This is a genomic window from Stenotrophomonas sp. GSD10 (assembly GCF_056172695.1).
The window spans coordinates 4,122,926-4,136,423 of the sequence record NZ_JAOCMC010000002.1; the positions used below are offsets into that span (position 1 = coordinate 4,122,926).

Sequence of the window (13,498 nt, forward strand, 5' to 3'; positions counted from 1 at the left end):
CACTCACAACCGGAATCCCCTATGTCGATCCTGACACCTCGGTCGCCGCGTGCGGCCGGGCTGGTCGTCGCCGTGTTGCTGGGCCTGGCCCCGGCGGCATCGGTGATGGCGCAAGCCGCCCCTCCTACGACACCCTGCTTGAACGCCTGGACCAGCTGCCCGGCACCCGTGTGGGCACGGCACTGGCCGAGGCCGCCGATGCGCGCGCCGACCAGGCCCGTGCGCTGCCCAATCCCTCCCTTTCCTGGTCGGCCGAGAACGCCTGGGGCTCCGGCACCTACCGTGGCATGGGCAAGGCCGACACCGTGCTCACCCTGTCCCAGCCGCTGGAGGTCTGGGGCCAGCGTGGCGCGCGCGTTCGTGCCGCCCGGGCCGAGGCACAAGCCGCTGCCCTGCGTGGTTCGCAGAGCCGCAGTGATGTCGCCAGCCAGCTGGCGGTGGTCTACGCACAGGCAGAAAGTGCACTGCGCCGCTACACCCTGGCCGAAGAGGCACTGAGCCTCACCCGCGATGACGCCAACGCCGTCAACGCGATGGTCAAGCAGGGCCGCGAACCGCAACTGCGCGCCGTGCAGGCACAGAGCGAAGTGGCCAATGCCACAGCGTCGCTGGATGAAGCCCAGGCGTTCCGCGATGCCGCGCTGGCCCGCCTGGCCGGCACCGCGCTGCTGGATGCGCCGGTGCAGTCGATCGACAACAGCCTGCTCGACCGCGCGCCACCGCTGCCGCGCGGTGCCACCGATACCGCACTGGCGGTGCGCATCGCCGAAGCCGAAGCCGATGCGGCCGGCAAGCTGGTCGATGTGGAGCGCAAGCGCGCCCTGCCCGACCTCAGCGTCACCGCCGCGCAGACCCGTTTCCGCGAAGGCGGCGAGCGTGCCTACAACCTCGGGCTCAGCCTCAGCATCCCGCTGTTCGACCGCAACCGTGGCGGCATCCGCGCCGCCAACGCCGACCAGCGCGCGGCCGAGGCACGCCTGGACCAGCAGCGCCGCGACAGCGAGGCCGAGCGCCTGTCCGCCGTGGCCGGGTTGAAGGCCGCTGGCAGCCGTACCCGCGCCGCCGATGAAAGCGTGGTCGCCGCCGAAGAGGCGTATCGCCTTGCACGCATCGGCTTCGACGCCGGACGCATCTCGCAGCTGGAACTGCGCAGCACGCGCAGCGCCCTCATCGCCGCCCGCGGCACCGCCGTGGATGCGCGCCTGTCGCGCGTCGGCGCGGAAATCGATCTTGCCCGCCTGGAAGGGCGCGCACCTTTGTGGAGGCCCCATGACTCTCTCCCGTTCCTTTCCCCTGATCGGCGGCCTCCTGCTGACCGTGTTCCTGGCCGGCTGCGCCGGCAACGCGCAGACACCTGCAAATGAAGACCCCGCTGCGGCCAAGGCCGGCGCCGACGATGGCCACGGCCATGCCGCCGACAGCAAGGAGGCCAAGGCAGAAACCGCGAAGGCGCCGGCAGACGCCGATGAAGGCGTGGTGCAGCTGACCCCGGAGCAGATCAAGGGCTCCGGTATCGAAGTGGTTGCCGTCGGTCGCGGCGGTGGCGGTTCAACCCGCCTCGCCGGCCGTGTCGAGCCCTCGGTCGGTGCGCGTGCCTCGGTGGCCTCCACGGTGACCGGCCGCGTCGAACGCGTGCTGGTCGCACCGGGCACCGCGGTGAAGCAGAACCAGGCACTGGCGATCGTGGTCAGCGGCGAAGCAGCGGTGTTCCGCGCCAATGCGCTGGCCGCATCCGCCGAAGCCGAGGCCGCGCGCCTGGCCTATGGCCGCGACAAGGCGCTGGTCGACCAGGGCGTGGTCGCGCGCCAGGAAATGGAAGCCTCGCGCGCCCGCTCGTTGGCCGCCCAGGCGCAGGCCGCTGCCGCGCAGGCGCAGGCCGCCGCCAACGGTGCGCCTGATGCCAGTGGCCGCGTGCGCATCACCAGTCCGGTGGCCGGCATCGTCGGCAACGTGCAGGTCACCCCGGGTGGCGTGGTCGCCGCCGGCAGCGCCGTGGCCGACGTCGCCGATCCGGCGATGAACGAGCTGGTGTTCACCGCACCGCCGGCGCTGGCCGCGCAGGTCACGCCGGGCATGAAGCTGGAGGTGAGCGTGCCGGGTGGCAGCTTCACCGCCACCGTCACCGGTTCGGCCGCCGACGTGCGCCAACAGGGCGGCGTCGCGGTGATCCGTGCTACCCCGGTCGATGCCTCGCTGCCGCCGGCCGGTTCGCCGGTGTCAGCCGTGGTGGTCACCGAAGGCCAGGACGGTTCGCTCAGCGTGCCCGCCGATGCGGTGCAGAACGTCGATGGCAGCAGCGCGGTGTTCGTCGCCGTCGATGGTGGCTTCAAGGCGCAGCCGGTGCTGGCCGGGCGTCGCGCCGGCGACCGCATCGAGATCCTCGGTGGGCTGACCGGCAACGAGCGCATCGTCGGTGCCAACGCCTTCCTGCTCAAGGCCGAACTGGCCAAGGGCGAAGCCGAGCACGGCCACTGAGGAGGCGACCATGTTCAAGCTGATCATTGAAACAGCGGTGCGCCACCGCTGGCTGGTGGTGTTCATGGCCGCGTTGATCGCTGCGGTGGGCCTGTTCCAGCTGGGCAAGCTGCCGATCGACGCGGTGCCGGACATCACCAACCGCCAGGTGCAGATCAACACGGTGGCGCCGGCGCTGACCCCGGAGCAGATCGAGCGGCAGGTGACCTACCCGCTGGAAACCGCGCTGGCCGGCATTCCCGGCCTGACTACCACCCGTTCGTTGTCGCGCAATGGTTTCTCGCAGGTCACCGCGATCTTCACCGATGCCACCGACATCTACTTCGCGCGCCAGCAGGTGGCCGAACGCATGCGCGAAGCGGCCGATGACCTGCCCGATGGTGCGTCGCCGATGCTGTCGCCGGTCACCACCGGCCTCGGCGAGGTGCTGATGTGGACGGTGGACTTCACCACGTTCGATCCAGCCAGGCTGGCCAAGCCCGGTGACGCCGGCTGGCAGGCCGGTGAGGTCTATCGCACGCCGGAAGGCAACCTGCTGCGCACGCCGGAAGAACGCGCGACCTACCTGCGCACCGTGCAGGACTGGATCATCGCGCCGCAGATGCGCTCCAGCCCGGGGCTGGCCGGTGTCGATACCGTTGGCGGCTACGTCAAGGAATACGGCGTGCATCCGGACAGCGCGCGGCTGGCCGCGCACGGCCTCGGCCTGGCGGACCTGGTCACTGCCCTGCAGCGTTCCAACGTGCAGGCCGGCGCCGGTTTCGTGCAGCGCGCCGGCGAAGGCCTGGTGGTGCGTGCCGATGGCCTGGCGCTGACCACCGAGGACCTTGCACAGGCGCCGGTGGCCACCCGCAATGGCGTGGTGGTGCGCGTGGCCGATGTGGCCACCGTGGAACTGAGCCGCGCGCCGCGCCTGGGTGCAGCCAGCCGCAACGGCCACGAGGCCGTGCTGGGCACCGCGCTGATGATTGCCGGTGGCAACAGCCGCACCGTGGCGCAGGCCGCGGCCGCACGCCTGGAACAGGTGAACAAATCGCTGCCGGCCGACATCGTGGCCGCGCCGGTGCTGGACCGCAGCGTGCTGGTCAATTCCACCATCAAGACCGTGGCCAAGAACCTCACCGAGGGCGCGCTGCTGGTGGTGGTGGTGCTGTTCCTGCTGCTGGGCAACCTGCGTGCGGCGACGATCACCGCGCTGGTGATTCCACTGTCGTTCCTGTTCGCAGTGATCGGCATGAACCGCTTCGGCATCAGCGGCAACCTGATGAGCCTGGGTGCGCTGGACTTCGGCATCCTGGTGGACGGTGCGGTGATCGTGGTCGAATCGACCCTCCTGATGCTGGGCCAGCGCCGCGCCGAACTGGGCCGTGCGCTGACCGCGATGGAACGCCTGCGCGTGGCCGCCGACTCGGCAATGAAGATGGCGCGCCCGGCGGCGTTCGGACAGCTGATCATCCTGCTGGTATTCGCACCGATCCTCACGCTGGAAGGCGTGGAGGGCAAGACGTTCCACCCGATGGCGGCCACCTTCATGCTGGCCCTGGTGGGTGCCTTCATCTTCTCCTTCACCTTCGTGCCGGCGATGGCCGCACTGCTGGTGCGCGAGCCGAAGCTGAAGGACGGCGATGCCCATGCCGACGATGGCGAGCACGAAACCAAGCTGATCCGTGTGCTGCGCGCGCGCATCGAGCCGGTGGTGCGCAAGGCCGTGGCGCATCCGCGCACGGTGCTGGCCGGTGCGGTGATGATGGTAGTGGTGGGCATCGGTTCGTTCTCGCTGCTGGGTCGCGAGTTCATGCCGACGCTGGACGAAGGCAACGTGGCGATGCAGGCATTGCGCGTGCCGTCGACCTCGCTGGAGCAGTCGCTGGCGATGCAACTGGCACTGGAAAAAGCGATCGCCAAGCAGCCGGAAGTGGAGACCGTGTTCTCGCGCACCGGTACCGCCGAGGCGGCGATCGACCCGATGCCGACCAACATCTCCGACAGCGTGATCGTGCTGAAGCCCCGCAAGGACTGGCCCGATCCGAAGCTGGCCAAGGACGCACTGGTGGCGCGCTTCGAAAAACTGGCCGGGCAGCAGCTGGGCAACAGCTTCGAGTTCAGCCAGCCGATCGAACTGCGCTTCAACGAGCTGATTTCCGGCGTGCGTACCGACCTGGCCGTAATGATCTTCGGCGATGACTTCAGCCAGCTGCAAAAGGTGGCCGACCAGGTGGCGCTGAAGCTGCGCGCAGTGAACGGCGCTGCCGACGTGCGGGTAGAGCAGATCTCCGGCCTGCCCACGCTGAACGTGGCGATCGATCATGTGGCGGCGGCGCAGTACGGGCTGACCGCGGCGGATGTGAGTGATGCGCTGTCCACCGGCATCGGTGGTACCGCCGCCGGCAAGATCTTCGAAGGTGATCGCCGCTTCAACGTGGTGGTGCGCCTGGACGATGCCTCGCGCAACGATCCGGACCAACTGGCGTCACTGCCGATCGCTACGCCGTCCGGGCTGGTGATTCCGCTATCGTCGGTAGCACGCATCACGGTCAGCGAAGGGCCGAACCAGATCAGCCGCAACAACGGCAGCCGCCGCGTGGTGGTGCAGGCCAATGTGCGTGGCCGTGACCTGGGTGGTTTTGTCGGAGAGGCACAGGCCGCAGTGGCCGACGTGGCGCTGCCGCCGGGGGCCTACCTGACCTGGGGTGGCCAGTTCGAGAACCTGCAGCGCGCGGAGAAGCGGCTGGCGACAGTGGTGCCGGTGGTGTTCCTGCTGATCGGCAGCCTGTTGTTCATGGCCCTGCGCAGCGGCAAGGAAGCCGTTCTGGTGTTCAGCTGCGTGCCGTTGGCAATGGTCGGCGGCATCCTCGCGCTGCTGCTGCGTGGCATGCCGTTCTCGGTGTCGGCGGCGGTCGGCTTCATCGCCGTCTCCGGCGTGGCCACGTTGAACGGCCTGGTGCTGATGCAGGCGATCCGCGAACGCCTGGATGCCGGTGACGTGCCGCTTCAAGCGGCGATCAACGGTGCCTCCAGCCGCATCCGCGCGGTACTGACCACGGCGCTGGTGGCGATCGTCGGCTTCATTCCGATGGCGATTGCCAGTGGTTCCGGTGCGGAAGTGCAGAAGCCGCTGGCGACGGTGGTGATCGGTGGCCTCATTACCGCCACCGTGCTGACCCTGCTGGTGCTGCCGACGTTTGCCGCGCGCGTGGCCAAGCCGCGGGCGGTCGGCTGAGGTTGGGGTCGGATCCCTTTCCACAGGAAAGGGATCCGACCCCGTGACCGGATCGGGTTGCCGGCCAGCGGCCGGCACTACCTGGTAACGGTCAGGCCTTCTTGCGCTCGGCGATGTAGGCCTGGATCTGCTGTTCCAGCACGGGCAACGGCACCGAGCCCTGCTTGAGCAGGGTGTCGTGGAAGCCCTTGATGTCGAACTTGTCGCCCAGCTCCTTCTCGGCCTGCGCACGCAGGCGCACGATGGCGATCTCGCCGAGCTTGTAGCTCAGCGCCTGGCCTGGCCAGGAAATGTAGCGGTCCACTTCGGTGGTCACTTCATGCTCGCTCAGCGCGGTGTGGTCGCGCAGGTAGGCCAGCGCCTGCTCGCGCGTCCAGCCCTTGCTGTGCACGCCGGTGTCGATCACCAGGCGCGCCGCACGCCACATTTCGTAGGTCAGGCGGCCGAAATCCTCGTACGGGGTTTCGTAGATGCCCATCTCCACGCCCAGCTTCTCGCAGTACAGCGCCCAGCCTTCGCCATAGGCGGAGATGTAGGCGTTGCGGCGGAACTCGGGCAGGTTCTTCTGCTCGGCGGCGATGGCGCCCTGCAGCGCGTGGCCCGGATCGGATTCATGCAGGGTCAGCGCCGGCAGGTTGTACAGCGGGCGCGACGGCAGGTTGTAGGTGTTGAGCCAGTAGGTGCCCATGCCACCACGGCCGGCGGTCCAGAACGGTGCGATGTCCGGCGGCACCGGCACGATGGTGAAGCGCGCGCGCGGCAGCGTCATGTACTTGCCGAGCTGACCATCGGCCCGCTTGGAGATCCACGCAGCACGCGACAGCAGCTCTTCCGGCGTCTTGGCATAGAACTGCGGGTCGGTGCGCAGGAAGGTCAGGAACTCGGCGAAGCTGCCCTTGAACTTCACCTGCTTGATGATGTCGTTCATCTCGCCCTGGATGCGAGCGACTTCGTCCAGGCCGATGCGGTGGATCTCGTCCGGCGACAGGTCCAGCGTGGTGTATTCGTGGATCTGCTGCTTGTAGTACGCCTTGCCGTCCGGCATCGCTTCGGCGGCCAGGGTGGTGCGCGCCTGCGGCACGTACTCGCTGACGAAGAAGGTGCGCAGCTGCTGGAACGCCGGCACCACCTTGCCGCTGATCGCTTCACGCGCCTGCGCCTGCAGCTTGGCCTGCTCGGCGGCTGGGATGCTGTTGGGCAGTTTCTTGAACGGCGCGTACAGCGGCGACTCGGTGGGATCCATCAGTTCGGCGACGGTGGCGATGGAGACCTCGCGGCCATCGAGCACCGCACGCGGCACGCTGAAACCACGCTTCAGGCCGGCGCGCATGTTCTCGGTCTGCTGGCCGAAGTAGCGCGGCACATCATTCAGGCGGGCGATGTAGTTCTGGTAGTCCTGCGCGGTCTTCATCTCGCGCCGGGCCATGAAGGACAGGTTGGACCAGAACGAGGAGTCGGCGTTGAACGGCATCTCGTAGCCGCGCAGGCGCACTTCCTCGGCCAGGTTGAACACCTGGTCGTGGTAGATCGCGTAGTTGACCTGGTTGTCGGCCGACAGGGTCTTCGGGTCGATCTTCTTCAATGCGGCCAGGGTTTCGTCCCAGACCTTCAGGCGCGCCTGCTGCGCGGCCGGGCCGACGTCGGGCATGCGGGTGGCATTGGCCGGCGCGTCTTCATCTTCGCTGGCCTCGCCGCCGCCTTGCTGGCGCCACTTCCATTCCTTCTCATACAGCGCGCGGAAGGCGGCATCGGCAGGCGATTCGGTGGCCACGCTGGCTGGCGCGGCAGCGGCGGGCGGCGCGGCCAGGGCCACGGCGGGGGCGGACAGGGCGATCAGCAGGGCAACGGCAAGACGGGTTTTCACGAGCACAGGTTCCCGGGAAGGCAGACCCCGATCATGGCACCCCCACCGCCGGTGGCATGGGACGAAGGTCCTGCCTGCAGCGCCGGAGGCGCGTGGTAGAGCCGACTGGGTAGAGCCGACTGTTAGTCGGCTGCTCTTCCGCCAGACGTAGCAAAGCCCGCGCTCCGCGCGAAAGTCGACTGACAGTCGACTCTACCCACGGCAGACCGCATCCCGGCGCAGCCTCAGTGGCTGGCCCTGTCGCGCTTCCAGCCGCGGTGCTTGATGTCCAGGTGCAGGCTGTACAGCGCGGTGAACGCCGGGAACAGGTTCTGCAGCACGCCCACCGAGTCCTGCTTGGCCGAGAACAGGAAGTAGCTCAGCGTCATCAGGCTGCCGACCACGCTCATGTACCAGAACAGGCGCGGGATGACCGGCTTGCCGGCGCGCTTGGAGGCGATGAACTGGACCAGCCAGCGGCCGCCGAACATCAGCGCGCCGGTGTAGCCGATCAGCTTCCAGCCGGTCACGTGCAGGCCGGTCCAGTACAGCCAGGTCAGCGGCTGGTCCAGCCAGTGCAGCTCCAGTTCCATCAACGCTCCTCCACTGCGGTGCGCTTGCTGCGGGTGATCAGCCAGGCCACGCCGCGCAGGTCGCGGATGCCGACCAGCGCGCGGCCCAGGTTGTTGTACTTGGACACGCCGGCGGTGCGGTGGCGGTGGTTGACCGGCACGCTGGTGGTCTTCCAGCCTGCGCGCTGCATCAGCGCCGGCAGGTAGCGGTGCATGTGGTCGAAGTACGGCAGGTCGAGGAACGCGCTGCGCTCGAACAGCTTGATGCCGCAGCCGGTATCGGGGGTGTCGTCGCGCAGCATGCGCGCGCGGATGGCATTGGCCCAGCGGCTGGCCCAGCGCTTGCTGCCGCTGTCCTGGCGGTTGACGCGCCAGCCGGCGAACAGCTTCACCTGCGCCTCGGCGGCATCACGCGCGGCCAGCAGCTTGGGAATATCGGCCGGATCGTTCTGGCCGTCACCATCGAGGGTGGCGATCCAGGGCGCCCGTGCGTGCTTGACGCCGGTGCGCACGGCGGTGCTCTGCCCGCTCTGGTTCACGTGGTGCAGCACGCGCAGTTCCGGCGTGGTCGCCTTCAGGCCCTGCAGCACGGCCAGGGTGTCATCGCGCGAGTGGTCGTCGATGTAGACGATCTCGAACGGCAGCCGGCCGCGCAGCGCGGCGGTGATTTCAGCGACCAGCGGGGCGACGTTGTCACGCTCGTTGAACACCGGAACGACAACGGAAAGCTCGGGTTGGCTCATAAGGCACTCGGCCAGAGGGAAACAAAGACCGCGCATTCTCCGAAACCGAGGTTATCCGAAGATGAACCCGGCGGCGTGAGGATCCCTCCTCAGGCGCAGTCGCCAAAATACTCGCGGCACCACGCCACGACGGGCGGCAGGCCTTGTTCGATCGGGGTCACCGCGTCGAAGCCGAAAGCGTCATGGGCGCGTCGGGTATCGGCCATCGTGCGCACCATGTCGCCGGGCTGCATGGGTTTGTAGACCTTCTGCGCGGGGCGGCCGGCGGCCTGCTCGATCACGCCGATGAAGCGCTCCAGCTCGACCGGCGTATGGTTGCCGAGATTGAACACCCGGTGCGGCACCGGACCATCGGCCGGATGCGCGAGCGCGCCGAGGATACCGGCCACGATGTCGGAAACATGTGTGAAATCGCGCTGCATGCGGCCTTCGTTGAACACGTCGATCGGCCGCCCGGCCAGCACCGCGCGCGAGAACAGCAGCGGCGCCATGTCCGGCCGGCCCCACGGGCCATACACGGTGAAGAAGCGCAGGCCGGTGGCGTGCAGGCCGTACAGCTGCGCATAGGTGTAGGCCATCAGCTCGTTGGCGGCCTTGGTGGCCGCGTACAGCGAGCGCGGCTGGTCCACGCGCTGGTCTTCGGAGAACGGCGGCGTGGCCGAATCGCCATACACCGAGCTGCTGGAGGCATACACCAGGTGCTGTACGCCGCGATGGCGGCACAGCTCCAGCATGTTGACGAAGCCGACCAGGTTGCTGTCGACGTAGGCCTGCGGGTTTTCCAGCGAATAGCGCACACCGGCCTGTGCGGCCAGATGAATCACCGCGGTCGGCTGCACCTCATCGAACAGCGCGGCCAGGCCGTCGCGGTCGGTCAGGTCCAATGTGCGCAGGTCCAGCGTCGGGCACAGCGCAGCCACGCGATCACGCTTGATCTGCGGGTCGTAGTAGTCGTTGAAGTTGTCCAGGCCGACCACGGACTGGCCGGCCTCCAGCAGCGCGCGGGCGGTGTAGGCACCGATGAAGCCGGCAGCGCCGGTGAGCAGGATGGTCATCGCGGGTCTCGATCAAAGCACCCCGCTGCCAACGGCATGGCCGACGTCGCGGGGATGCGTCGGCCCGCGTGATGTGGCGCCGGGCTCAGCCCTGGCGCGTGCGCAGCTTTTCCAGCACGCCGTCCAGGGTGTCCAGGTCGGTGTAGTGGATGATCAGCTTGCCCTTGCCGCCACGGCCGTGATTGATCGCGACCTTGGCGCCGAGCGCTTCGGACAGCTCGGTTTCCAGCGAGGCGATGTCGGCCTGCTGCACCTTCGGCGTGGCCACCGGGCGGTTGCTCGGCACCTTGCCGGCCGCAAAGGCCTGCGCACGGCGCTCGACCTCGCGCACCGACCAGCCTTCATCGGCCGCTTCCTGTGCCAGCTTGCCGGCCAGCTCGGGAGCCAGGGTCAGCAACGCACGGGCGTGGCCCATTTCCAGGCGGCGCGTTTCCAGCAGCAGGCGGATGGCCACCGGCAGCTCCAGCAGGCGCAGCAGGTTGGACACCGCCGCACGCGAGCGGCCCACCGCTTCAGCGGCCTCGGCATGGGTGAGGGTGAACTCGCTGATCAGGCGCTGCAGCGCCTCGGCTTCTTCCAGCGGGTTGAGGTCTTCGCGCTGGATGTTCTCGATCAGCGCCATCGCAATGACGGTGCGGTCTTCCAGCTCGCGCACCACCACCGGCACTTCGTCCAGGCCGGCCAGCTGCGAGGCGCGCCAGCGGCGCTCACCGGCGACGATTTCGTAGTTGCCGGCCGGCAGCTGGCGCACCAGGATCGGCTGGATCACGCCCTGCGACTTGATCGAATCAGCCAGCTCGGACAGCTTGCCCTCGTCCATCTCGCGGCGCGGCTGGTACTTGCCCGGCTGCAGCTGGCCCACGGCCAGCTTGCGCAGCACTTCACCCGGCAGCGGCTCGATCACCGCGGTGGTGGCCTGCACCTGGCTGACCGCGCCTTTCGGGCCCAGCAGCGCATCCAGGCCACGGCCGAGGCCCCGCTTCTTGGCTGCCGGCTTGCTGCTGGTCATCAGACGGTCTCCACGGCCTTGGCGGCCTTGTTGCGTTCGTTGTTGCGGCGGATGATCTCGCCGGCCAGGCCCAGGTAGGCCACGCCACCGCGCGAGGCGCGGTCGTAGCCGACGATGCTCTGGCCATGGCTGGGCGCCTCGGCCAGGCGCACGTTGCGCGGCACGATGGTGCGGAACACGCGGTCGCCGAAGTGCTCGGTGAGCTCGGCCGACACCGCGTTGGCCAGGTTGTTGCGCACATCGAACATGGTGCGCAGCACGCCTTCGATCTCCAGCGCCGGGTTCAGGCTGGTGCGCAGCGCTTCGATGGTTTCCACCAGTGCGCTCAGGCCTTCCAGTGCGTAGTACTCGCACTGCATCGGCACGATCACCGAATCGGCGGCGGCCAGCGCGTTGAGCGTCAGCAGCGACAGCGCCGGTGGGCAGTCGATCAGGATGAAGTCGTACTCCTCGCGGATCGGCGCCAGCGCGCGCTTCAGGCGCTGCTCGCGCTCGCTCTCACCCATCAGCTGGATTTCGGCGGCGGTCAGGTCGATGTTGCCGGGCAGCAGGTCGTAGCCCTCGGCGGTCTGCACGCGCACGTCGGCGGCGCTGTTCTCGCCCAGCAGCAGATCGCAGGTGGAGGCGGCCAGCTCGCGCTTGTCCACGCCGCTGCCCATGGTCGCGTTGCCCTGCGAATCAAGGTCGACCAGCAGCACGCGCTTGGGTGCGTTGGCCAGGGAAGCGGCCAGGTTGACGGCGGTCGTGGTCTTGCCGACGCCACCCTTCTGGTTGGCGATGGCGATGATGCGGGCCATGCAGGTGTGCCTCGTCGACGGATGGTTGGGACCGGTCATTATGCGTACAACCGGCCCCGGGCGGAAATCGTGAATCGCCAACCCGTTGTTCCACAAGGGGCTGGCGACGGCAATCAAGGACCTGTAACGGTGACCAGGTGGCGTTCGCCGGCCAGGCCGGGCACGCTCAGCGGGGTCACCTCGCGCACCTGCCAGCCGGCCGGCAGCTCCGCGATCTCCTCATGCGGGTAGACGCCCTTCATGGCCAGCAACACGCCACCGGGGCGCAGCAGGTGGCCACCGACACGGACGATGCCGGCCAGGGTGTCCATCGCGCGCGCGGTCAACTGGTCGTAGCGACCGGCCTCGTCCAGCGCCTCGGCCCGCGATTCGGCCACGCGGGCATTGCCCAGACCCAGCTGCCGCACGGCCTCGCGCATGAAGCGGGCCTTCTTGCCGTTGCTCTCGACCAGGGTGACCTGCAGGCCCGGGCAGGCGATGGCCAGCGGGATGCCGGGCAGGCCGGGGCCGGTGCCGAGGTCGGCCAGGCTGCCATCGGCCACGAACGGCTGCATCGCCAGCGAATCGAGCAGGTGGCGGGTGACCATCTCCTGCGGGTCGCGGATGGCCGTGAGGTTGTAGGTGCCGTTCCAGCGGTGCAGCAGGGCCAGGTAGCGCAGCAGCGGCGGCGCCAGCGCGGCGTCCAGGCCCATGCTGGCCAGGCCCTGTTCCAGCGTGGCGGCCACGCTGGCGGGAAGTGGGTGTTCGCTCATGCCGGCATTATCGCCGGTTTTGCGCGCTGAATCGCCGATTCAGTGCGGATACCAGGCCAATGCGGCGCGGAACTGCCCGGTGGCCTGCCACTCATGCAGATGCCAGCGGGCGGCCTCGCCCAGTTCCGGGTCGCACCAGCGCAGGTGCAGGGCGCCATCGGCCCCTGGCGCCAGTTGCAGGCGGTGCAGGCCGAACGAGATGCCCTGCCCGTGCGCCTTCAGCATCGCCTCCTTGGCGCACCACACACGGAAGAACCAGTGCTCGCGGGTGGCCTCGTCCAGGCTTTCCAGCCAGGCCACCTCGGCGGGGTGGAAGAAGCGCTGCACGATTTCCAGCAGGCGCGCGCGCGGGCGCAGCAGTTCCAGGTCCACGCCCAGGCGGACGCCCTCGCCCAGCGCCACCAGCAGCACCTCGCCGCTGTGGCTCCAGCCGGTGCCGTAGTGGGCCAGTGCACCGCTCAGTTCCGGCCGGCCCTTGTCATCGCGCACCAGCGGCAGGGTATCCGGCGCGGTGCCCAGCGCCTGCGCCAGCACCTGCCGCGCCTGCGGTTCGCCGCGCTGGCCCGGCACATGCGGGCGCCGCCAGACCGTCACCGGGCCGAAGCGCCAGGGACCATCGAGGGTGGCTGGCAGGCTCATCCGCACGCGCCCATCACGCAATTGCACGACGGGTTCACGGCCGAGCGCGTCAACTGGTCACAGTTTCCCACCGGAGGTTCGATCATGGGCATCATCATCTGGCTGATCGTCGGCGGCATCGTAGGCTGGCTGGCCAGCATCATCATGAAGCGCGACGCCCAGCAGGGCATCATCCTCAACATCGTGGTCGGCATCGTCGGCGCGCTGATTTCCGGCTGGCTGTTCGGCGGCGGCATCAACGAAGCGATCACCCTCCGCACCTTCCTGTTCTCGCTGATCGGTGCGGTCATCCTGCTGGCGATCGTCAACCTGTTCACCCGCAAGAGCATACGGTGATCTGAGGGTCGTGCCGGCCGCTGGCCGGCAGACGTTCCAGAACGGGCCCGGCAATCG

11 protein-coding genes and 1 pseudogene are annotated in these 13,498 nt (G+C 68.6%); 4 read left to right on the top strand and 8 right to left on the bottom strand.

The features are described from left to right. Positions 1-21 precede the first annotated feature (21 nt). From N4G47_RS19250 to N4G47_RS19260, 3 genes and pseudogenes are all read left to right on the top strand, one after another. A pseudogene (locus tag N4G47_RS19250) lies at positions 22-1,273 on the top strand (TolC family protein). Continuing rightward, entirely contained in the window at positions 1,270-2,475 is a 1,206-nt protein-coding gene (locus N4G47_RS19255; RefSeq protein ID WP_475289638.1) for an efflux RND transporter periplasmic adaptor subunit, read from the top strand. Before N4G47_RS19250 ends, N4G47_RS19255 begins: the two are co-directional and overlap by 4 nt. Positions 2,476-2,485: 10 nt before the next feature. Next, a complete protein-coding gene (locus tag N4G47_RS19260; protein ID WP_475289640.1) occupies positions 2,486-5,695 on the top strand; it encodes an efflux RND transporter permease subunit in 3,210 nt (1,069 codons plus the stop codon). A 91-nt stretch (positions 5,696-5,786) separates the two neighbouring features. Here the strand turns inward: N4G47_RS19260 and N4G47_RS19265 are convergent, their stop codons facing one another. The 8 genes from N4G47_RS19265 to N4G47_RS19300 all read right to left on the bottom strand — a co-directional run bounded on the left by N4G47_RS19265 (position 5,787) and on the right by N4G47_RS19300 (position 13,105). After that, the gene (locus N4G47_RS19265; protein ID WP_475289642.1) at positions 5,787-7,559 is read right to left on the bottom strand and encodes a DUF885 domain-containing protein; all 1,773 of its coding nucleotides are present in this window, start codon (positions 7,557-7,559) and stop codon (positions 5,787-5,789) included. Between the two features lie 224 nt (positions 7,560-7,783). Beyond that, positions 7,784-8,131 carry a lipid-A-disaccharide synthase N-terminal domain-containing protein gene (locus N4G47_RS19270; RefSeq protein WP_475289643.1) on the bottom strand — a complete coding sequence of 116 codons (348 nt, stop codon included), beginning with the start codon at positions 8,129-8,131 and terminating at the stop codon, positions 7,784-7,786. Next, positions 8,131-8,853, bottom strand: a complete 723-nt coding sequence (locus tag N4G47_RS19275) for a glycosyltransferase family 2 protein (RefSeq protein WP_049443806.1) — start codon at positions 8,851-8,853, stop codon at positions 8,131-8,133. The genes N4G47_RS19270 and N4G47_RS19275 overlap by 1 nt, the downstream gene beginning before the upstream one ends. An 89-nt stretch (positions 8,854-8,942) precedes the next feature. Continuing rightward, on the bottom strand, positions 8,943-9,908 hold the full coding sequence (locus N4G47_RS19280) for an NAD-dependent epimerase/dehydratase family protein (RefSeq protein ID WP_475289645.1): 966 nt from the start codon (positions 9,906-9,908) through the stop codon (positions 8,943-8,945). Positions 9,909-9,993: 85 nt separating this feature from the next. Next, a complete protein-coding gene (locus N4G47_RS19285) occupies positions 9,994-10,917 on the bottom strand; it encodes a ParB/RepB/Spo0J family partition protein (RefSeq protein ID WP_008267278.1) in 924 nt (307 codons plus the stop codon). Beyond that, the gene (locus N4G47_RS19290) at positions 10,917-11,714 is read right to left on the bottom strand and encodes a ParA family protein (RefSeq protein ID WP_106549809.1); all 798 of its coding nucleotides are present in this window, start codon (positions 11,712-11,714) and stop codon (positions 10,917-10,919) included. Before N4G47_RS19290 ends, N4G47_RS19285 begins: the two co-directional genes overlap by 1 nt. A 113-nt stretch (positions 11,715-11,827) precedes the next feature. Continuing rightward, positions 11,828-12,466: a 16S rRNA (guanine(527)-N(7))-methyltransferase RsmG gene (gene rsmG / locus N4G47_RS19295; RefSeq protein WP_012481632.1), complete on the bottom strand. Its 639-nt coding sequence runs from the start codon at positions 12,464-12,466 to the stop codon at positions 11,828-11,830. A 39-nt stretch (positions 12,467-12,505) separates the two neighbouring features. After that, positions 12,506-13,105 carry a 4'-phosphopantetheinyl transferase family protein gene (locus tag N4G47_RS19300; protein ID WP_475289646.1) on the bottom strand — a complete coding sequence of 200 codons (600 nt, stop codon included), beginning with the start codon at positions 13,103-13,105 and terminating at the stop codon, positions 12,506-12,508. A gap of 84 nt (positions 13,106-13,189) precedes the next feature. Between N4G47_RS19300 and N4G47_RS19305 the strand changes: the two genes are divergently transcribed. Beyond that, positions 13,190-13,441, top strand: coding sequence for a GlsB/YeaQ/YmgE family stress response membrane protein (locus tag N4G47_RS19305; protein WP_014648887.1), 252 nt, complete (start codon positions 13,190-13,192; stop codon positions 13,439-13,441). Positions 13,442-13,498 lie beyond the last annotated feature (57 nt).